Origin of the sequence: Cryobacterium sp. PAMC25264 (genome assembly GCF_019443325.1) — a bacterium.
GTDB lineage: Bacteria > Actinomycetota > Actinomycetes > Actinomycetales > Microbacteriaceae > Cryobacterium.
In genome coordinates this window covers 2233497-2253161 of the sequence record NZ_CP080383.1, presented here as the reverse complement: position 1 = coordinate 2253161, position 19665 = coordinate 2233497, and the positions used below count along the sequence as shown (strand labels likewise).

At 68.4% G+C, this 19665-nt stretch carries 18 protein-coding genes and 1 pseudogene; 6 read left to right on the top strand and 13 right to left on the bottom strand.

From position 1 onward, the window contains the following. From fdrA to KY500_RS10365, 3 genes are read right to left on the bottom strand one after another with little or no spacing between them, the layout of a single operon-like run. Positions 1-1617: an acyl-CoA synthetase FdrA gene (gene fdrA / locus KY500_RS10375; RefSeq protein WP_219900499.1), complete on the bottom strand. Its 1617-nt coding sequence runs from the start codon at positions 1615-1617 to the stop codon at positions 1-3. Beyond that, a complete protein-coding gene (locus KY500_RS10370) occupies positions 1614-2510 on the bottom strand; it encodes a DUF2877 domain-containing protein (RefSeq protein WP_219900498.1) in 897 nt (298 codons plus the stop codon). The genes fdrA and KY500_RS10370 overlap by 4 nt, the downstream gene beginning before the upstream one ends. Continuing rightward, the gene (locus KY500_RS10365; RefSeq protein ID WP_219900497.1) at positions 2510-3178 is read right to left on the bottom strand and encodes a cysteine hydrolase family protein; all 669 of its coding nucleotides are present in this window, start codon (positions 3176-3178) and stop codon (positions 2510-2512) included. Before KY500_RS10365 ends, KY500_RS10370 begins: the two co-directional genes overlap by 1 nt. Positions 3179-3353: 175 nt before the next feature. On the opposite strand from KY500_RS10365, the pseudogene KY500_RS10360 reads away from it, so the two are divergent. Together KY500_RS10360 and KY500_RS10350 are read left to right on the top strand one after the other, a co-directional pair. Further along, positions 3354-4258, top strand: a pseudogene (locus KY500_RS10360) (LysR family transcriptional regulator). Positions 4259-4502: 244 nt separating this feature from the next. Next, complete coding sequence (locus KY500_RS10350) at positions 4503-5279, top strand: DUF4433 domain-containing protein (RefSeq protein ID WP_219900494.1); 777 nt, start codon at positions 4503-4505, stop codon at positions 5277-5279. 96 nt (positions 5280-5375) lie between these two features. Here the strand turns inward: KY500_RS10350 and KY500_RS10345 are convergent, their stop codons facing one another. The 3 genes from KY500_RS10345 to KY500_RS10335 form a co-directional block, all read right to left on the bottom strand. Beyond that, the gene (locus KY500_RS10345; RefSeq protein WP_219900493.1) at positions 5376-5930 is read right to left on the bottom strand and encodes an MOSC domain-containing protein; all 555 of its coding nucleotides are present in this window, start codon (positions 5928-5930) and stop codon (positions 5376-5378) included. A 43-nt stretch (positions 5931-5973) separates the two neighbouring features. Next, positions 5974-6864: a DUF4097 family beta strand repeat-containing protein gene (locus KY500_RS10340; protein WP_219900492.1), complete on the bottom strand. Its 891-nt coding sequence runs from the start codon at positions 6862-6864 to the stop codon at positions 5974-5976. Positions 6865-7000: 136 nt separating this feature from the next. After that, positions 7001-7225, bottom strand: coding sequence for a hypothetical protein (locus KY500_RS10335; RefSeq protein ID WP_219900491.1), 225 nt, complete (start codon positions 7223-7225; stop codon positions 7001-7003). 195 nt (positions 7226-7420) lie between these two features. On the opposite strand from KY500_RS10335, the gene KY500_RS10330 reads away from it, so the two are divergent. After that, positions 7421-8161, top strand: coding sequence for an endonuclease/exonuclease/phosphatase family protein (locus tag KY500_RS10330; protein ID WP_219900490.1), 741 nt, complete (start codon positions 7421-7423; stop codon positions 8159-8161). 8 nt (positions 8162-8169) lie between these two features. Here the strand turns inward: KY500_RS10330 and KY500_RS10325 are convergent, their stop codons facing one another. Beyond that, complete coding sequence (locus tag KY500_RS10325) at positions 8170-8460, bottom strand: GNAT family N-acetyltransferase (protein ID WP_219900489.1); 291 nt, start codon at positions 8458-8460, stop codon at positions 8170-8172. Between the two features lie 106 nt (positions 8461-8566). Here KY500_RS10325 and KY500_RS10320 point away from each other — a divergent pair, with 106 nt between their 5' ends. Continuing rightward, positions 8567-10915, top strand: coding sequence for a TM0106 family RecB-like putative nuclease (locus KY500_RS10320; protein ID WP_255579166.1), 2349 nt, complete (start codon positions 8567-8569; stop codon positions 10913-10915). Between the two features lie 61 nt (positions 10916-10976). Beyond that, positions 10977-12035, top strand: a complete 1059-nt coding sequence (locus tag KY500_RS19295) for an ATP-binding protein (RefSeq protein WP_255579165.1) — start codon at positions 10977-10979, stop codon at positions 12033-12035. A 16-nt stretch (positions 12036-12051) separates the two neighbouring features. Here KY500_RS19295 and KY500_RS10315 read toward each other — a convergent pair whose 3' ends face one another. Both KY500_RS10315 and KY500_RS10310 read right to left on the bottom strand, forming a co-directional pair. Next, on the bottom strand, positions 12052-12411 hold the full coding sequence (locus KY500_RS10315; RefSeq protein WP_219900488.1) for a hypothetical protein: 360 nt from the start codon (positions 12409-12411) through the stop codon (positions 12052-12054). 2 nt (positions 12412-12413) lie between these two features. Further along, positions 12414-12920: a MarR family winged helix-turn-helix transcriptional regulator gene (locus KY500_RS10310; RefSeq protein ID WP_219900487.1), complete on the bottom strand. Its 507-nt coding sequence runs from the start codon at positions 12918-12920 to the stop codon at positions 12414-12416. Positions 12921-13031: 111 nt separating this feature from the next. On the opposite strand from KY500_RS10310, the gene KY500_RS10305 reads away from it, so the two are divergent. Then, positions 13032-13664, top strand: coding sequence for an NADPH-dependent F420 reductase (locus KY500_RS10305; protein WP_219900486.1), 633 nt, complete (start codon positions 13032-13034; stop codon positions 13662-13664). A gap of 83 nt (positions 13665-13747) precedes the next feature. On the opposite strand, the gene KY500_RS10300 is transcribed toward KY500_RS10305, so the two are convergent. The 4 genes from KY500_RS10300 to KY500_RS10285 all read right to left on the bottom strand — a co-directional run bounded on the left by KY500_RS10300 (position 13748) and on the right by KY500_RS10285 (position 19507). Beyond that, on the bottom strand, positions 13748-16810 hold the full coding sequence (locus KY500_RS10300; RefSeq protein ID WP_219900485.1) for a DEAD/DEAH box helicase: 3063 nt from the start codon (positions 16808-16810) through the stop codon (positions 13748-13750). 58 nt (positions 16811-16868) lie between these two features. Continuing rightward, positions 16869-17153, bottom strand: coding sequence for a GyrI-like domain-containing protein (locus KY500_RS10295; protein WP_219900484.1), 285 nt, complete (start codon positions 17151-17153; stop codon positions 16869-16871). A gap of 55 nt (positions 17154-17208) precedes the next feature. Then, the gene (locus KY500_RS10290; protein ID WP_255579936.1) at positions 17209-17652 is read right to left on the bottom strand and encodes an EAL domain-containing protein; all 444 of its coding nucleotides are present in this window, start codon (positions 17650-17652) and stop codon (positions 17209-17211) included. 82 nt (positions 17653-17734) lie between these two features. Beyond that, positions 17735-19507 carry a diguanylate cyclase domain-containing protein gene (locus KY500_RS10285; RefSeq protein WP_219900482.1) on the bottom strand — a complete coding sequence of 591 codons (1773 nt, stop codon included), beginning with the start codon at positions 19505-19507 and terminating at the stop codon, positions 17735-17737. Positions 19508-19665: the final 158 nt, after the last annotated feature.

Here is a 19665-nt window from a genome sequence, read left to right as displayed (position 1 = left end):
TCACTTCTTTCCGGGCTCGGTGAGCTCGCCTGAATTTGCGGAGGCAGCGATCTGCGATACGAGAAAGCCGGCCATCTGTGCGGCTTGGGCGTTGCTGTCTGAGACGAAAACCCCGGCCGCTTCGAGGGCGGCCACGACGGTTTTGCGGGACTGGGGATCTTCGTCAGTGCCACAGACGTGTGCGATCAGAGGCAAAGAACGCCCAGCGGCCGAGGCCAGCGATCGGGCCTGCTCAAGAACCTCCAGCAAGTGGCTGGTCGGGTCGTCTGCCGCGCCGTATCCCAGGACCACGTCGAAAAGCAGAACCGCGGCGGATGGGTCCTCGGCCTCCGCCAGGAGGCGTTCGTCGCGGAGGGTCGGGTCGATCATGGGGTGGGGACGCCCGCGGGTGAAGTCGTCGTCTCCCATATCGATGATGGTGTGTTCGCGGCTGGTCCAGATGTCTTCGAGTACGGGGTTACCCGCGACCGGAGTGTTGGAATGGGCGTAGATGCCGTACGCCTGGCTGAGCGCCTGGGCCTCGTAACAGAATGTGCCACCAGAGTAGATGCCGCGAAGGGAGAGTTGCGAGTCGCTCACTCGGCTTGCGGCGTCGCGAAGTCTCTCCTGCAACTCCACAGGGAGGGGGAGCTGAGCGGCCGGAGTGGCACCAGCTTCTGCGGGGGTTCCGGTGAGGAGGGCCACGGCGAGATCCGCAGCCTCGGCCAGGGTCGACGCCGTGTGGAGTTGCTCGTCCACGGCTGCGCCGTCGCCGGCGCCGACGAACATGACCACCACTGGCGTGGACAGGTTGCGGGCCACCTCCAGAACCACGGAGGCGACCTCGGGCGCCGGGGGCTTGGAGACCAACACGATGACGTCGGTGTCGTCGTCAGCGCCCAGGGCACGCAGTGAGTGCAGGGTGGACAGTCCGCCAACCCGGCTGGACAGATCGTGGCCACCCGTTCCAATGGCCTGTGACACGCCGGCACCGAGCTGGTGGATTCGGGAGGTGATCTCCTGCATCCCCGTTCCCGATGCGCCGACGACTCCGATACGGCCTCGGCGAACCACGTTGGCGAAGCCCAACGGGATCCCGTTGATCAGTGCGGTACCGCAGTCGGGGCCCATCACCAGCAACTCGTGGTCCGTGGCATACCGCTTGACCTCGACCTCGCTCTCGATGGGCATGTTGTCGCTGAAGATCATCGCGTTCAAGCCCAGCTTGAGGGCCTTGAGAGCTTCGGCGGCGGCGTACGGGCCCGGCACTGAAATCAAGGCCAGGTTGGCGCTCGGGTCAGCGGCCACGGCGAGTCGGAGGCTGGTGGAGGGTCGGCCCTTGTCGGTGCCGTCGCCGGAGTCATCGACCGGCTGTTCGGCCAACAGCCTGTCGGCGAGCGCGAGTGCTTCCTCGCACGCTGTTGCTTCACCGCGAACGACAACGAGAAGATCGTTGACTTTGGCATCGGTGACGTCGGCGAGTCCGGCATTCCGAAGGTTTTCCCTGTTGGTGTTTGTTGCCATGACAACCGAGGCTGCCTCGATGTCCGGCACCGCCATCAGGGCAGAAGAAACGGCCATCAGGGAGACGGAATCCTTGTACAGGTTGGCATATACGCGGTGCTGTTGGGTGGTCATACGGCCTTCTTACTATCGGAGAAATCGAGTGCGGCTTCCACACCGACAAGCACACCCAGGAGAGCGTCGGCGCCGGAAGTAGCTCCAACGCTCAACACCTCGCGGGTGCGGGCGTGCACGTCGTCAACCGAGGAACCGGTGAAGACGGAATCGACCAGATTTGTGAGGGGTTCGCTGAAGGAGCCCCGCGTTGCGAGTCGGAGGTAGTGCGCGCTGATATCTGTGGTGCGGTGGGTGTTACGGAGGACGCTGTCGGCAATGCGGGAGACGACGGCCGTTGCCTTGGCCGTCTGGCCGCCGCGAGTAAGCCCGGCCAGGAGCCCGACGAGCACATCATCACCGGTGGGGGTGAGCCCTTCGCCGGCGCCGATCAGCCGTGCGATAACCACGTCGAGGTCGTCGGTTCGCGAATCGGAGGCGGTCCCGGCCGTGACGATGCCGCGGAGGGCGGTCACATCGCGAGCGAGAGTGAACGTCAGTGCCGACGAGCTGCGGGACGGGGGAGCCCCGTGAACCCGGATCAACTCATCCAGGAGCCGGCGAACAACCTCTGGTGGCGCGAAACGGGCTGGGGCGCCAGGTGCCCAGATGGGCACCTGGCGCAGGTCCAGAAGGTGTTTGCCGAAAGACAGCCACCCCGATCGAAAACTGGCCCGGTCGCCCACGCGCACGATCGGAGTCCACAACGTGTCCCCGACGGTAGCAACCCGCACCGAGGTGGGAGTGTGCTGTTTCTGTGCGTCGTGCACTGTGACGAGCACATCCCCGACGGCGATGTTGCAGGACGTGGCGAAGACACTGTGGATGGTGCCGTCACAATCGAACGACGGCACCAGATGAGCCTTCGACACTGCGCGGTCGGTTGATGCCGAGGCCGCCCAGCGGGTGGTCATTAGGAGGCGATAGCCTCGATCGCCTGCTGCGAGCTGGAGACCCAGCCCAAGATGCCGCCCTGCGCTTTGATCATTTCGAGACCGGCGGCCTGGAACTCCGGGAAGTAGGAGCCGACACAGTCTTCGAGCACGACGCACTCGTAACCGCGGTCATTGCCTTCGCGCACAGTGGACTGCACGCAGACCTCTGTGGTCACACCGCACACGATGAGCGTCTTGATTCCGCGGTTCTGCAGGATGATGTGCAGGTCGGTTTCGAAGAAAGCGCCCTTTCCGGGCTTGTCGATGACCGGCTCACCCTCGATGGGGTAGAGCTCGGGAATGATGTCGTGACCTTCTTCTCCTCGAACCAGGATGCGCCCCATCGGACCTTCCGTACCGATGAAGGTCTTGCCGCCCCGGTTGAGCTTCGCGGGTGGGCAGTCGGAGAGGTCGGGTCGGTGGCCCTCGCGGGTGTGCACGACGAGCATGTCGGCGGCACGCGCTGCATCGAGTACCGTGCGCGTGGGCTCGATTGCCGAGCGCAGCAAGGACACGTCATTGCCCAGCAGCTCCCCGAAGCCGTGCGGCTGCAGGAAATCCCGCTGCATGTCGATGATGATGAGCGCCGTAGTCGAGACGTCCAAATCGAGGTCAAACGGCTCGGCGGCGATGGTGGTGCTACTCATGTTCGAATTCTCCTGCGCTAGCAAATATGGCAGCGGCGAGGCTCGTGGCGTCGACCGCTATCGGGGTAATGCAGTGACGCCGGCGACATACCGTCGTGGGCGTCATGAACCATGATCGCCGAATTAGGCTAATCTGTCCAACAGGTAAAAGAGAAGACTGTAATCGACATGCTCGATGAATAACGTACGAAGGAAAACCATGGAGTTACGCCAACTTGAGCACTTCGTCGCGGTCGCCAAACACCTGAGCTTCACCCGCGCGGCCCACGAAATGTCTGTAGTGCAGTCGTCGCTGAGCAGCTCCGTCAGCAAGCTGGAACATGAACTCGGTGCCCCGTTGTTCGACCGGACCACCCGCACGGTGGCCCTTACCTCGGCCGGATGGGCACTGCTGCCGGTGGCGCAGCGCATCCTGCGGGAAATACACGCGGCCAAAGAGGCCGTGGCGGCCGTCACCGGCGTTCTCCGAGGCCGCTTGGCAGTGGGAACCATCCAGATGCTCAGCTGGGTGGACCTGCCACTGAGCCTCAGTAGATTTCATCAGACGCATCCCGACGTGGAGATCGCCCTGCGCGAGGCTACAGTGGACGAACTCCTCGAGGACGTGATCACCGGGGAACTCGACATCGCGTACATCGCTCGCGATCACAGCAAACTGCCCGAAGCCATCGCCATGCTCGCGACCTGGGATGAAGAGCTTGTCATCATCGCGCCCCGCGACCATCCCCTCGCCCGACAGGAGCAGGTTTCCCTGTCGGATCTGGGAAGGAGCCCTTCGTCGACTTCCAGGCGGGGAGCGGTTTGCAGAAGGTTGTTGAGCACTTCTGTGAGCAGGCACACCTCAAGCGCTACATCACGCTCTCGGTCACCCAACTCGACCTGCTCATTTCGCTAGTTCGTTCCGGACTCGGAATCGCCATCATCCCGGCACCGGTCGCTCGGGGCACCGACCTGGCCAGCATTCGGATCGCGGGGCCCGTGCCGCATCGGGAGCTCGCGCTCGTATCCCGAGCACCACAACCGAGTAATCCTGCTGCCGTCGCGTTGTTGCGCGACGTGCATGGCCTCATTCTGGGCTGAGGTCACGACCCGATTGGGTCCGGATTGTCGCTGTTCGGCCCGGATAGTGCCGGTTGTGTCACCGGTGAGCTCGAAATGACCGTAACTTAGATAGGTAGGCATGCTCCCGTCGATCCCGACGCGCAGCGAGCCCGCGCACACGAGAGGTTGAGTTGTGAACGAGGAATGCATCCACGGACTGGACGGGGAGCTGTGCGCCCTGTGTTTTCCACCCGCCGCCCCCGTCGCATCGACAGTTCCCGCCGTGCGCGCCCCGCGCGCCAGCCGCGCCCGCACGCCTGAGGCACCCACCGCACTGCGCACCGTCGTGGCACCGATCACGACGGGCACCGCCAAGACCAAGCGCCACGACGACAACGTCGGCGAACAGCGCATCTACCACCTCACCCACATCCGCAACCTGCCCGGTATCCTCGCCACCGGCCGACTGCTGGCCGACAACAGCGAGGCGTGGAATGAGCGTCCGGTCGTCGACATTTCGTCGCCCGAGAACCGCCAGGCTCGCCGCGAGGCCCTCGTCGCCGGACCCGACAGCCCTGCCGTCGCCGGTCACGTGCCGTTCTTCCTGTCGCCGAACGCCCTGGTCTGGGAGAACATCCGCGCCCAGTCGCTCGACCCCCGCCTCTCCGAGGACGCGCACGACGCCGCGGCCTTCGACTTCGTGATCCTGGTCTCCACGGTCAAGAAGGTGCTCGACCAGCAGATCGCCACGGCCGCCGACCCTACGGCCACTCACTTCGCAGTGACGGATGGCGATGCCGCCTTCGCGAGCACCCGCTTCGGCGCCACGGCCGACAGCGCCGACCGCCTGCTGCGCACGCTGCGCGCCGACCTGGACTCCGACGCGATCCTCAAGGCCGAACTGCTGGTTCCCGGCGAGGTGCCGTTCGGTTTGATCACCCTCATCGGCGTCGCCAACGACCGGGTGCGGGATGCGGTCAAGCCGATCCTCGCCGCGGCCAGCCACAAGCCCAAGGTCGCCGTCTACCCGCCGTGGTTCCACCCCACCGAAGAGCTCTAAGCCGAATTCTCGACCGGCCCCGCCGGGTTTCGACAGGCTCGACCGGCGACGGGGGCGCGACATGCGCGCACGTCACCCGCTGAGCGACGTGCGGGGCTAGACCACGCCCAGGGGAACGTGCTCGCCGGCGGGCAGTTCCACCCGCAGCTCGTCGCCAGGGGCCACGGTGCCGTCCGCCACGACGATGCCCATGATGCCGGCCCTGCGCAGGATCCGGCCCGACGCATCCGTCGTCTTCAGGGTCTTCTTGAGGCCCCGCTGAAACGTGTCGATCATCGAGCACGGGTCGCGCATGCCGGTGACCTCCACTACGGCATCGGCGCCGAGGTGCAGACGGGTGCCCACCGGCAGGTCCAGCAGGTCGATCCCGGCGGTGGTGATGTTCTCGCCGAGCTGCCCGGCCGACACCGTGAATCCCTCGTCTTCGAGCTCCGCAAACAGCTCGGAGCGCACCAGGTGCACCTGGGTGAGGTTGGCCCTGGTCGGGTCGGTGCGAATCAGGTAGCGGTGCTGGGTGGTGGGGCCGGCGTGCGAATCACCCTCGATGCCGTGCCCGGCCAGCAGGCTGATGCTCGGTACGACGGGCTTGCTGAACCGGTGCTTGTCATCCCGGCTCACAGCCACGACGGTTCCGATCTGCGGTGCGCTCATGCCGCCATCCTGCCAGATCTCGGTAGCCGAACCCGAGCGGAATCTAGTCAAGGGCCTCCACCGTGACGGAGCCGTTGGTGGTTTCCGCGGTGATCGACCGCCGGGAGGTGCTGTCTGAGGGCACCGAGTCGGTGTTCACGGTGCCGTTGGTGGTGCGGGCGGTGACCAGGTAATCCACTCCGTCCACGGGCACCCGCACGGTGACCGACCCGTTCGTGCTCGACGCATCCACCGAGTCGGGCGCATCAGCGAATTCCAGGGTGACGGAGCCGTTCGTGGTGCCGGCCTCGACGATCTTGGAGGTGGCGCCGCTCACCCGGATATCACCGTTGCTGGTCCGCAGGGCCACGCGGCCCACCGTTCCGTCGGTGTCGATGGCACCGTTGGTGGTGGTGAGCGTGACGCGTCCGGTGAGGGCGGATGCGGTGATGCGGCCGTTCTGTCCCGTCACCGTGACCGGCAGCGACCGGGGAAGCTGCACGGCCACCGCGATGGCGCAGCGCGAGAAGATCTGCGGGCGACAGCCGCCGCGCACCTCGGTCACCCCGCCCGTGGTGGCGGCCTCCAGGGTGGGCTGGTTGCCGAAGAACGAACCCGTCATGCGCACGTGAACCTGGTCGTCCGCGCTCGGCTCGAGGCTGACGGCTGCGTTGGGCACCTGCACGCTCAGGCTCGTTCCCGCGGCCAGGTCAGCCCGGAAGTCGACCGGCCCGCTGCGTCCGGACAGGGCGAAGACGAACGCCGCGACCAACAGCCCCAGGCCCACGATGGGCACGAGGATGTACAGCAGTGTGCGCCACATTGGAGTGGGCCGGGGGCCTCCCGCCGGCGTGGGCTGCTGCGAAGACGGATGCTCTGCCGGCGGCTGCTGCACCGACCCGTACCCTGCGGCCGGCGGTCGCGGGCGGCCGGGCGGCGACGAGGTGTCGGACATGGTGTGGGCTCCCCAGGATCAACGGGCCGCCGCGATCGTCCGGCGGCAGGCCGGTGCGCGCGAGGGCCCTCTTGGGGGCACGGTAGCAGGGTTGCCGGTGGCCCGATACGCCGGGCTGGTTGGGCCGGTCAGCGGCTCAGCGTTTGGTGTTGTCGCGCTTGGTGATGTCGCGGCTGCGGTAGCGCAGCACCCGGGCGCGCACCGAGAAGATCCCGCCCAGAACGAGGGCTGCGATCGCCACGGGCAGCAGCGTCGACAACATCGAGTTGCCGGTTGCGGCGTTGAAGATCAAGAGGGCTACGGCCAGACCGCTGCAGGCGAAGGCCGCAACCGTGTAGGTGGTGAACGTCCAGGGTTTCACGGGGCAAGCATCCAATCTGGCGGTCGGCGTTCGGGCGCCGGGTGACGTGGGCGTTCGGGCGCCGAGGTGGTTACACGGTACCAGCGGGCCTCTCGTCAGCGGGCGTGACGCGCTCGGCGGCATCCCGGATGTGCATGTTCTGCCCCGGCGAACGTAGGCTTATTGTCTAGCCACCGACTCAGAGATAGGTCTGACGTGAAGGTCATCAGCTACAACCTCCGCAAGAACCGTGCCAGCGGAGAGCTCATCGCACTGGCGGAACGGTACGACCCCGACCTGCTGTGCCTGCAGGAATGCGACACCCTCGACCTGCCGGCGGAGGTCGGTCTGCTGCACCTGGCAGACTCCACCACCCGCAACCGGCTCGGCCTGGCCGTCTACTACCGGCGGGACCGGTTCACCGCGCGGAAGACCCAGACCTTCGCGTTGAAGAAGTCGCTGCACGACAGGGTGCTCACTCCGGCGCACGAACGCCTGATCGGAACGCTCCTCTACGACATGGCCGCCCAGCGCGAGCTGGTCGTGGCGTCGTTCCACGCCGCCCCGCTCACCGCGCTCAACTCCCTGCGTCGCAACCAGATCCGGTCGGCGCACGCCGAGCTCAATGTGCTCGGCCCCAACCTGCCGACGCTGATGGTGGGCGACTACAACTACCCGATCTTCAAGAAGCACCTCAGCAACGAGGTGAAGGAATCCGGGTACGACCTCACCCTGAGCGACAGTCGCACCTACACGCGGTACAAGTTCTTCCGCGGCCACTTCGACCTGGCCACGTCGGTGGGCCTCACGATCGACAACATCGAGACGTTGCCCCGTGGCACCTCCGACCACATGCCGATCCTGGTCACCTCGTCGTACGGCGACGCGACCGCTGAAGACGCGGTGCTCCGCCCGAAGCAGACGGCAGCGCCGGTGGAGGGCGAGTTCTCGATCTGACCGAACGGTTAGCGGCGCACCCGCAGCAGGCCGGTGCGCTCCGGATGCTTGTCGAACCACTTGGCCACATACCAGCAGTCCGGTGAGACGGCCCGGTGGCTCGTCTTCTCCACGTCGTCCATGGCGAAGGTCACGACCTGGCCGGCTAGGCCCTGGCCGCGCCGGGCCGGGTCGGTGAAGGTGTGGTTGAACGAGAGCGTGTCGCCGTGTGCCGCGTAGTCAGCCACGGCGGCAAGCTCGCCGTCGAGGTAGAGGGCGTAGCGGGAGGCATCCGGTTCGTGGGCGAGGACTGTGTTCACCGGATAATCGTAGACCCGCCCGCCGCCTGCACCCGGCGGTCAGCGCGCGGTGCGGTGTCGGTGCCGTCGGGTAACCTGACCCCATCCCAGTAGCCGGAGGCTCAGCGTGTTCTTGCTCGATTCCACAGTGATCTTCAGCGCCAGCGACCTCGGCGCCGCCGCGGGCTGCGAGTGGGCCGTGATGCGCACCCTCGACGCCAAGCTCGGACGGGTCGCGGCCGTGCCCGACGCGGGCGACGCCATGCTGCGTCGGGCCGGTTCCCTCGGCGACGAACACGAACTGCGCTACCTCGAGAAGCTGCGCGGCACCCGCCAGGTTGTCGAGTTCGCCCGGCCGTCGATGCGGGAACTACCGCAGGCCGCCGCCCAGACCGCCGACGCCTTCCGGGCCGGCGCGGATGTGCTTTTCCAGGCCACGTTCTTCGACGGCCGGTTCGTGGGGTTCGCCGACTTCATCATGCGTACCGAGTCGGGCTCCTACGAGGTCTTCGACACCAAGCTGGCGCGCTCGGCCAAGATCACCGCGCTGCTGCAGGTGGCCGCGTACAGCGACCAACTCGACCGGCTCGGGATCCCCACCGGCGAGAATGTGCACCTGCTGCTCGGCGACGGGCGCACGAGCACCCACCGGCTGCGGGACATCCTGCCGGTCTACCGCAAGCGCCGGGCCCGACTCGAACGACTGATCGACGAGAGGGTGGCCGACCCCGAGCCCACGGCGTGGGGCGACCCGCGTTATGCCGCCTGCGGGCGCTGTGCGGCCTGCACCCTCGAAGTGGAGGCCCACCGCGACGTGCTCCTCGTCGCCGGCATGCGGCTCACCCAGCGGCGGCACCTGCTCGAGGCCGGCATCACTACCATCGAGCAGCTCGCCGCGAGCAGCGGCCCGGTCGCCGGACTCGTCGAGGCCACTGTCAACGCCCTCCGGGCACAGGCGCGGCTGCAGTTGGTCTCCCGGCAACTCGCCACCGGTGAGGCCGGTCACGCCGACGCCCCGGCCTTCGAGGTGTACAACCCGGTCGCGCTCGGCGCGCTGCCCGAACCGGATGCCGGCGACATCTTCTTCGACTTCGAGGGTGACCCGCTCTACAGCGAGGCGGCCCTCGGCGACGACACCGTGGAGTGGGGCCTGGACTACCTGTTCGGACTCATCGAGCAGGACGGCACCTTCCGGGCTTTCTGGGCGCACGACTACGCCGAGGAACGTCAGGCCCTCATCGACTTCCTCGCCTACGTGGCGAAGCGCCGTGCCGCGCATCCGAACCTGCACATCTACCACTACGCCGCCTACGAACGCACCCACCTGCTGTCCCTCGCCGCACGGCACGGCGTGGGCGAAGACGCCGTCGACGACCTGCTGCGCGCCAACGTGCTCGTCGACCTCTACCCGGTGGTCAAGAAGAGCCTGCGGGTGGGCTCGCACAGCTACTCGATCAAGAAGCTCGAGCCGCTGTACATGGGCGACGACCACCGCGAGGGCGTCGACAACGCGGCGGACTCGATCACCGAATACGCCGATTCCCGCGCCCTGTACCGCGACGGCGACCTCGACGGCGCCCAGGCCAAGCTCGACGCCATCGCCGACTACAACGAGTACGACTGCCTCTCTACGCTGCGGCTGCGCGACTGGTTGCTCGCGAGGGCCGACGAGGCGGGCGTGCCGCGCGCGGCGTCCCGCGACCTCGAACTCGACATCCCGGTGCGGGAGCCCAGCCCGGTCTATCTGGCGTTGGCGGCCCAGGTGGCGGATGCGCCGCCCGGCGACCGCACGCCCGACCAGACCGCGATCGCCCTGGCCAGCGCCGCCATCGACTATCACCGCCGCGAGGGCAAGGAATTCTGGCAGGAGCACTTCGACCGGCTGCGGAACCCCGCCGACGAATGGTCGGCCACCCGTGACGTGCTGATCGTGGAGCACGCCACGGTCGACCGCGACTGGTCCCTGGTGGGCCGGACCGCAACCTCTCCCGGGTGCTGCGCATCGAGGGCGAAGCCGCGCCGGGCAGCTCTCTCAAGCTCGGCCAGCGGCCGTTCCTGCTCTACGACGCGCCCTACCCGCCGCTCGCACAGACCGGCGAGCCCGGCTCCCGGGTGGCCCATGAACGCACCGAGATCACCGGCCTCGTCGACGAGGCCACCGGTGAGGAGGTCCTCTACGTCACCGAGAAGCTCGGCCGCGGCATTGAGCCCTACGACCAGCTGCCGATGGCGCTCGCGCCGGCCACTCCGCCGCCGCCGGGCACACAGGTGTCCGCTATCGCCGAGTGGGGCCAGCAGGTGCTCGACGCCCTGCCGGCGATGCTGCCCGATGCGGCGCTGGACGTCTTGCGCCGGGTTCCGCCGCGGCGCCGCGCCGGTGAGGCGCTGCCCGAGGTCTCGACGGGCTCGACCACCGTGGGGGATATCACCACGGCCATCCGTGACAGCCTGCTCAGCATCGACCGCTCCTATCTAGCGGTGCAGGGCCCGCCCGGCACCGGCAAGACCTACACCGGATCCGGGTCATCGCGGAGCTCGTGCGCGACCACGGCTGGAAGATCGGCGTGGTGGCCCAGTCGCACGCGACCGTCGAGAACATGCTCTCCGCCGTCCTCAGGGCGGGCCTGGCGGCTGGGCACGTGGGCAAGAAGGCCAAGGCGGGGGAGGAATCCCGGGAAACCGGGTGGACGGCCCTGTCGCCCAGCCGGTTCGCCGAGTTCACCGGGCAGGCCGGAGGGTTTGTGCTCGGTGGCACGGCCTGGGACTTCAGCAACGCCCAGCGCATCGAACCGGGCTCGCTCGACCTGCTCGTGATCGACGAGGCCGGCCAGTTCTCGCTGGCCAGCACCATCGCCTCCGCCGTCGCGGCCCGGCGGCTTCTCCTTCTCGGCGACCCGCAGCAGCTGCCGCAGGTGAGCCAGGGGTCCCACCCCGAACCGGTCGACGTCTCGGCGCTCGGCTGGCTCACCGACGGCCACGATGTGTTGCCGAGCGAGTTCGGCTACTTCCTCGCCAAGAGCTGGCGTATGCACCCGGCCGTGTGCGCGCCGGTGTCGCGGCTCTCCTACGAGGGCAAGCTCGAATCCCGGGCCGCCGACAGGCACCTCGAGGGCGCTCCGCCCGGCCTGCACCCGCTGCCCGTGCCGCACACCCTCAACTCCACCTCATCGCCGGAGGAGGCCGACGCCGTAGTCGAGCTCATCCGCTCGCTGTTGGGTCGCGCCTGGACCGTCGGCGGGGTGAGCACCCCGCTCGGGCAGGGCGATCTCATCGTGGTGGCGCCCTACAACGCCCAGGTCGAGGTGATCCGCGAACGGCTCGCCCTCGCCGGCTGGCACGACGTCAGCGTGGGCACCGTCGACAAGTTCCAGGGCCGCGAGGCCGCGGTGGCGATCGTGTCGCTTGCCGCCTCCAGCGCCGAGGAGGTGCCGCGGGGGCTGGAGTTCCTGCTCCTGGCCAACCGGCTGAACGTGGCCATCTCACGGGCACAGTGGGCGGCGTACCTGCTCTACTCGCCCGCGCTCACGGATGCCCTGCCGCACAACGCCGGCACCCTGGCGCAGCTGAGCGCGTTCATCGAGCTCGTCGAGGGCTGATCCCGGCCCGCAGAGCTCAGCGCCCCAGCTCCTGGGCGAACCGGGGCGGTAACACGACGTTCTCGCCCGCGCCGGCGAAGAACGGCGCGACCTCGGCGGGCGTGTAGCCTGCGATGCCACAGCCGATCTCGGTGACGAGAAACCTGAACTCAGGATGCTGCGCCGCGAAGTCCACGAATCCGCCCACCTCGGCCTGCAGAATGGCCAACCCGCTCATCGAGTTGATGGCATAGGACTGCCCGTGCAGCCCGTGGCCCTGACCCCAGACCGCGCCAAACCGTTCGTGCGCCATCGCGGCCGCACCGGCGGCGTGCATCCCCGCCGCGTTCGACCCGAAGACGAAGACCTCGCCGGGCGCCAGCTGGGTGATGCGCACGATCAGGCTCCTTCGGGTGCCCCGCTGTTGAGGCGGTTGGTGGGGTCGAGCTTCTGCAGCAACTGGTTGGAGATGGCGTTGAGTTGGGCCACCTGTTCGTCGGTGAGTGGATCGATCACGTTCTCCCGCACCGTGCGGATGTGTCCGGGGGCGGCCTCCTGCACGACGGCCCAGCCCTCTGCGGTGAGTGAGGCGTTCGTGGCCCGGCGGTCGGTCGGACAGGGGCTGCGCTGCACCAGGCCGCGTTCTTCGAGACGGCGCACGACGTGGGACAGGCGCGGGAGGCTGGAGTTGGTCATCGAGGAGAGCCCGGTCATCTGGAGCGTCTGGTTGGGCGCCTCGGACAGCATCGCCAGCACGTAGTACTCGAAGTGGCTGAGATCGGAGTCGCGCTGCAACTGGGAGTCGAGCAGACCGGGGACGAGTTCGACGACGGCCACAAAACGCATCCAGGCCTGCAATTGAGCCTGATTGAGTCCCTGCACGGTGTCTGTTTCGTTCGTGTCCATGACTCCAGCTTAGCCAATACCTGCACTGTTTGGTTGACGCGACAAGTAATGTGCGGTACATTACTTGTATCAACAACCAATGAATCGCCGGAAGGCGAGAAGGAGCACGTCATGACGAGCGTCAGCATCATCGGAGCAGGCAACATGGGCACGGCCATCGCAGCGATCGCGGGCACGGGAGGGGCAACCGTGCAGCTTCTCGCGCAGGACGCCGAGAAGACCGCCGCAGCCGCGGCCGCTGCCGGGTCCACCGTCGTGTCGGGCGTAGCCGGCGACGTGCTCACCGGCGACATCGTCGTCCTCGCCCTGCCCTACCCGGCCGTTGCCGGTGTGCTCGCTCACTACGCGGGCCAGCTCGACGGCAAGATCGTGGTGGACATCACCAACCCGCTCGATTTCGCCACCTTCGACTCGCTCGTCGTGCCGGCCGACGGCTCGGCCGCGCAGGTCATCGCCGAGACGGTTCCCGGCGCCCGCGTGCTCAAGGCCTTCAACACCACCTTCGCCGCGACCCTGGCCACCGGTTCCGTCGGCGGCGCCCAGCCCACCACGGTGCTGGTCGCCGGCGATGACGCATCTGCCAAAGAGGCCCTGATCGCCCTGATCACCGCCGGTGGCGTGGCTGCGGTCGACGCCGGAGCCCTCAAGCGCGCCCGCGAGCTCGAGGCCCTCGGATTCCTGCAGCTCACCCTCGCCGCCGGTGGCGCCATCAACTGGACCGGCGGCTTCGCCCTGGTCAAATAACCCGCCCAACCACCCGCGAACTGTGAGAAAAGCCCCAAGAATCCCGTATTTTTGGGGCTTTTCTCACAGCTCGCGGGAGGGGATTAGGGCTCGAGGAGGCCCCGGATGTCGTCGGCCGTGAGCGACTGGGCGAAGGCGGCGTCGTCGTCGAGCACGGCCTGCACGAGCTTGGCCTTGCTGTCCTTGAGCGCCATCACCTTCTCCTCGATGGTGTCGGCGGCCACGAGCCGGTACACCATCACACTCTTGGTCTGGCCGATCCGGTGGGTGCGGTCGATGGCCTGCGACTCGCTGGCCGGGTTCCACCAGGGGTCGAGCAGGAACACGTAGTCGGCCTCCGTGAGGTTGAGGCCGAAGCCGCCGGCCTTGAGGCTGATCAGGAACACTGGGGCGTCCCCGGTCTTGAACTCGTCGATGACGGCAGGGCGGTCGGTGGTACCGCCATCGAGATAGCTGTAACGGATGCCACGTTTCTCCAGCCGCGCCGCGGCCAGGGCCAGATACGAGGTGAACTGGCTGAAGATGAGCGCCCGGTGGCCCTCGGCGACCACCTCGTCGAGCTGCTCGAACAGAGCGTCGAGCTTGCTCGAGGGCACGTCGGCGTACTCGTCGTCGACCAGCGACGCATCCAGGCTCAGCATGCGCAGCAGCGTGATCGACCGGAACACGATGAACCGGTTGGCCTCGAGATCCTCCATGAGCCCGAGCAACTTCTGGCGCTCCCGCTGCAGGAACGTGTCATAGATCTCCCGGTGGCGTGGGTCGAGCTCGACGCGCAGCACCTGTTCCTGCTTGGCCGGCAGGTCGCGGGCCACGACATCCTTGGTGCGCCGCAGCATGAGCGGGCGGATGCGTCGCCGCAGCCGCTCGATCAGCTCGCCCTGCGAGCGCACCTTGCGCTCGGCCGGGCGCAGGTACTCCTCGGTGAAGCGGCGGGCCGAGGGGAACAGGCCCGGCGCGACGATCGAGAACAGTGCCCAGAGCTCAAGCAGGTTGTTCTCCATGGGCGTGCCGGTCACGGCCAGCTTGAACGGCACGTCGAGGTCGCGGGCCGCGCGGTGCAGCTGGGAGGTGCGGTTCTTCACGAACTGCGCCTCATCGAGGATCAGGCCCGCCCAGCCGTGCGCCTGGTAGGCCGCGGCGTCGAGCCGGAACAGAGCGTACGACGTGACGAGCACGTCGAGCCCCTCCGCCTGCTCGGCCAGAGGGCGTCCGCTGGTGGCCTGGGTGCTCGACACCGACCCGACCCGCAGGTTCGGAGTGAACCGGGCGGCCTCGGTAAGCCAGTTGGAGACCACCGAGGTGGGCGCCACGATGAGGAACGGGCGGTTCGGCGCGGACTCTGCGGACGCTGAGGCGCCGGCCTGGGGGCCCGCCGAGTGCTGAACGGCGTGGCTGAGCAGCGCGAGGGTCTGCAGGGTCTTGCCGAGTCCCATGTCGTCGGCCAGGATGCCGCCGAGGCCGTGGTCCCAGAGGAACGCCAGCCACTCGAATCCGGCCACCTGGTAGGGGCGCAGGGTGGCGTTCAATTCAGCAGGCAGGGGAGTGGCGCCGGGCAGCGCCGCCGCGCCTGCCGTCCCGGTCACGCCCGCCGAATCCGGGTCGGCGCCCTCGAGCCGCAACAGCCCGCCCACGGCGGCACGCCAGGAGACGGCCTGTTCGGTCTCGTCGGCGAGGTCCTCGAAGTCCGACCACAGACTGGCCTGGTGCCGGTTGATCCGCAGGCCGGTCTCCCACTCCTGCAGTGCTCTGGCCTCGTCGATGAGGTCGCGCAAGCGGTCGAACACGGGCTGGGTGAGCGAGAGGTAGCTGTTGTCGACCAGCAGCAGCTTCTTGCGCCCCTTCGCCAGAGCCCGAAAGATGGGGTCGAACGGGATGCTGCGGCCGTCGATCTTCACGAGCACGCCGAGGTCGAACCAGTCGCGTTTCTCGGTCTCCACAGTGGTCACGATCAGCTGCGGGGTGGCGGTGAGTTCGCGGTAGTCCGGCTTGGCACCGACCAGGTCAACGCGCAGCCCGGCCACCTCGCCGAGCCGGGGGAGCGCCTTGTCCGTGTACTCGGCGGCGGGCACGCCCGTCAGCGTCACGGTGGGGGCGTCAGGGTCGGCCGGAACCGGCAGGCCGGGAACCGCGTCGGCCACCCGGCCCAGCAGTTCGGTCTCGGCTTCTTCGTCGCGGTCGCCCTGCCACTGCCAGTCCAGCCGCACGGCCTGCTTGGGCTCGAAGCTCACGGTGTGCACGAGCACGGGCGGGGGCGGGGGCGGGAACTCGATGGAGGCATCCGTGCTCGTCACCGGCACGCCGCGGCGGAGGGTGGGGTAGTACCCGTGCAGGAACTCGTCGACCTCACCGGCCGGCACGACCAGGCCGGAGGAACCGGCGGCTCCGAGCAGGGTGCGCTGTTCGGCGCTGAGCGGGGCCGCGCTGGGCGCGAGCACGATGGCCGGATCGGCGCCGAGCGCGAAGGCGTACACGCCGTGGGCGCCGATGCTACCCGCGTCGCCCACCGGATGCGCCCGGCCGTCGATGGTGAGGACGGGCGAGAGGGTCAGGGCAGTGGGGGTCAGGGCGGCATCGAGCTGCACCGTCGCGGTGCTGCCCACGGTGACCTGAGCGTCTTTGTGGCTGCCCGCCAGGCCGATGCCGAGGCGGGCCGCCTCGGCGAGCAGGTGCCAGAGCAACGGGCTCTCGAACTCGTCGAGGTAGAGCCACTCGGTGTCCTGGCCGTTGTATACCGGACGGTCGACCCGGTGAAGCGGCACGAACTGGCAGAACCAGCGGTGCTGTTCCACGTTGAGGTTGAGCCGGTTGAGCTGGTAGCCCACGTTGCTCCACGTGATAGTGGACTTGACCCATTTGCCCGAGTTGCTCTGGATCACCGGACGCACGCCGAGCCGGTAGGCGCCGGCGCGGGGCCGGGTGGCGGAGGCGCGCACGGCTGTGGCGCCGCGCCAGCGGTCGGCGCTGCGCGGGGTCTGCTCGCGCAGCTCGAAGAGCAGGCCCAGTGTCGTGCGGGCCTCGGGGGAGTCCGCGACAGTGTCGGGCGACGGCGCGTCCGCGGTCAGGCCGCCGCTGAGGGCCGCGACGGCCGCCTTCCAGTCGGATGCGCCGGCCGCCCGGCGGGAAGGCGGGAGGGGCGGCGGCATGGGTCCATGTTCTCACGCAGCCGCCGACATCCCCGCGACGGCAGAGCCCCGCATCCGCTCAGGCGAGCGGCAGCACGATCCGGGTCTGCCAGGTGGTGGGGTCCGGGTCCGCGTCGGGTCCGGTCAGGTATTCCTCCCACATGTCGGCGCCCGTTGCCAGGCCGTGCTTGCGCAGCCAGACGGCGATCTCGTCGTAGGTGCGGGTCATCCCGTCGTAGGGGCCCGTGTAGATACTCGTCACGGCCTTGCCGACGGGCAGGTCCGTGACCACGACGTCACCGGCGCCGTGGGCGGGCCCGGCCACCGGGAACCCGGCCGTGACGTCCACGGTGTCGGTCGGCATGCCGTGGTACAGCGCCAGCGGCGGCCCGGCCGGGGCGAGGCCCTGCTGGGCGAGCTCAGCGGCCGGCGGGAACGTCGATCGGGAGCACCGCGCGGTCGTCGAGCCAGCGCTCCAGCTGGTTCGCGGCGACCGGGTGCGACACGAAGTAGCCCTGCACAATGTCGCAGGCGAAATGCGCCAACTGGTCGAGAACCTCCGCGGTCTCCACGCCCTCCGCCACGATGCGCATGCCGAGGCTGTGGCCCAGGTGGATGGACGAGGCCACCAGTGCGGAGGCTCGATCGTCGTCGAGCATGGGGATGACAAAGGACTGGTCGAGCTTGAGCTCGTCGATGGGCAGGTCACGCAGGTAGGCCAGCGAACTGTAGCCGGTGCCGAAGTCATCGACCGCGATGAGCACGCCCGCGCTGCGCAGGCGCATCAGGATGTTCCGGGCTCGGTCACGGTCCACGAGTAGGAACTCTTCGGTCACCTCGAGCATGAGTGCGGAGCCGGGCAGCCCCTGGCCGTGAGCATCTGCGTGACCACCCCGGCGAGCTGGTAGTCACCGAGGGACCGGGAGGAGAGGTTCACCGCGACGGTCAACTCACGTCCCTGCTTCTGCCAGACGGCGGCTGGTCGAGCGCGAGTTCGAGCACCACCCGGGTGAGCGTGCGCATGAGCCCGCCCTTTTCGGCCACGTCGAGGAAGTCGGCCGGGTACAGCAGTCCGCGGGTGGGATGGTTCCAGCGCACCAGGGCCTCCACGCCGGGTACCGTGTCCGTGGCCAGGTCTATCTTGGGCTGGTAGTGCAGCACGAGCTGGTCGTCGGTCAGGGCGATGCGCAGTTCGTGCAGGGTGCGCAGCCGGGCCCCGTCGTGACTGTCGTCTCCGTCGGAGTAGATGCGCTGGCCGATCCGAGTGGCCTTGGCCGAGTACATGGCCATGTCGGCCTTGCGCAGCAGTACGCTGAGGTCTGAGCCGTGCTCGGGGGAGAGCGCTATGCCGATGCTCAGCCCGAGCTCCAGACTCAGGCCGTCGATCACGATGGGGCGGGCGGTCACCGCGCGTAGCCTGCGGGCCATGGCCGTTGCGCGCATGCGGTCGGCATGGTGCAGGTGCACGGCGAACTCGTCGCCGCCGAGCCGGGCGAGCAAGTCCCCGGCCTGCAGGGCACCGGTGAGGCGGGCGCTGATGCGTTCGATGAGGCGGTCGCCGGCCTCGTGGCCGAGGCTGTCGTTGACCTCCTTGAACCTGTCGAGGTCGAGCACCAGGAGGGCGCTGGGGCGCGCGTCGATGGCGCGGAGCCGGGTGGCGACATCCATCGCCAGGGCCCGGCGGTTGGGCAGGCCGGTGAGTTCGTCGGTGCGCGAGAGGGAGTGCAGGAGGCGGTGCCGGAAGGCCAGCGGGATCGCGGCGAGGGCCAGCGCGCTGCCGGCTAGGCTCACGGCGAGGACCGAGACCTCGATCTGGCTGGCGACGAGGAGCACGACCAGGCCGGCGGCGGTGGCCAGGAGCGGGGCGGCGATGGCCGTGGCGGCGTAGGCCGAGGCGTCGGATGCGGAGGCCACCGTGGTGTGGTCCGGCCGGCGGCGGGCGCGGGCCGTCACGAGCACCCAGACCGTGATGAGGGCGAAGCCGACGGCCCACGCGCCGTTCAGGGCGGTGCCGATCAGAATAGGGTCGAACTGCACCCGCTGGGCGTAGACCACATCGGCCGTGGCGAAGAGAATCAGCCCGGCCACCAGCAGCAGGCCAGACCGGCCCAGCACCCGCACGGGCGTAGCGGCGATGCCGGCCAGAGCGGCGATGAGCAGCAGGTCGAGAATGGGGAAGGCGATGCTCAGCACGATGGGCGCCGAGAGCGGCGCGCCACTGGCGCCGTCCAGGGCCGGGCTGAGCAGCACAGCCAGCACCGAGGAGGCACCGAGGGCGCCGACGGCGCTGGTGAGCAGCACCGGCCAGGCCTGTTTCCGCAGCGACCGGCGCGCGAGCACCGCGACAACGCTGAGCATCAGGAGGTAGAAGCTCAGGTAGGCGCCGTCGGAGAGCGTCGGTACCACGTCGCCGGCTGAGGCTGCCGGGAGTAGCCGGTAGGCGGTGTCGCCCACGGCCAGCGCCGTCACAGCCGCGGCGGCGAGGATGACGTCTGCTCGCCTGGGCGTGCCTTGCTGCACGGCCAGCCAGACGAGAACGACGGCTGCCCAGTCGCTGACGAGCGCCATCCAGCCGTCGACGAGGATGTTGAAACCCTCGCCGTGCAGCGACAAACCCACGAGGTTGGCCACGAGCACCAGGGCTATGCCGCTCAGCACCACCACATCGGTGCGCGACAGGGCGGGGTGCCGTCCGGCGGTCAGGGAGGCGAGCTTCACACCTATGCTCCCCTCAGCACACACTGCGTCGCGTCAGGTGAGCTTCTGGGAGCTCCCGCCATTCCAGCGGCGTTGGGCGATCAGCTCACTTTACTGGCAAGCCGACCGCCCTGAACCAGGGTCGATGGGCCCGTCGCCCCAACGAATAGTGTGGGCGC

What these genes read in the sequence shown, in the direction of transcription:
- fdrA (WP_219900499.1), bottom strand. Translation starts at nt 1,617, where the DNA reads ATGACCACCCAACAGCACCGCGTATATGCCAACCTGTACAAGGATTCC.
- KY500_RS10370 (WP_219900498.1), bottom strand. Translation starts at nt 2,510, where the DNA reads ATGACCACCCGCTGGGCGGCCTCGGCATCAACCGACCGCGCAGTGTCG.
- KY500_RS10365 (WP_219900497.1), bottom strand. Translation starts at nt 3,178, where the DNA reads ATGAGTAGCACCACCATCGCCGCCGAGCCGTTTGACCTCGATTTGGAC.
- KY500_RS10345 (WP_219900493.1), bottom strand. Translation starts at nt 5,930, where the DNA reads ATGAGCGCACCGCAGATCGGAACCGTCGTGGCTGTGAGCCGGGATGAC.
- KY500_RS10340 (WP_219900492.1), bottom strand. Translation starts at nt 6,864, where the DNA reads ATGTCCGACACCTCGTCGCCGCCCGGCCGCCCGCGACCGCCGGCCGCA.
- KY500_RS10310 (WP_219900487.1), bottom strand. Translation starts at nt 12,920, where the DNA reads ATGGACACGAACGAAACAGACACCGTGCAGGGACTCAATCAGGCTCAA.
- KY500_RS10305 (WP_219900486.1), top strand. Translation starts at nt 13,032, where the DNA reads ATGACGAGCGTCAGCATCATCGGAGCAGGCAACATGGGCACGGCCATC.
- KY500_RS10300 (WP_219900485.1), bottom strand. Translation starts at nt 16,810, where the DNA reads ATGCCGCCGCCCCTCCCGCCTTCCCGCCGGGCGGCCGGCGCATCCGAC.
- KY500_RS10295 (WP_219900484.1), bottom strand. Translation starts at nt 17,153, where the DNA reads ATGCCGACCGACACCGTGGACGTCACGGCCGGGTTCCCGGTGGCCGGG.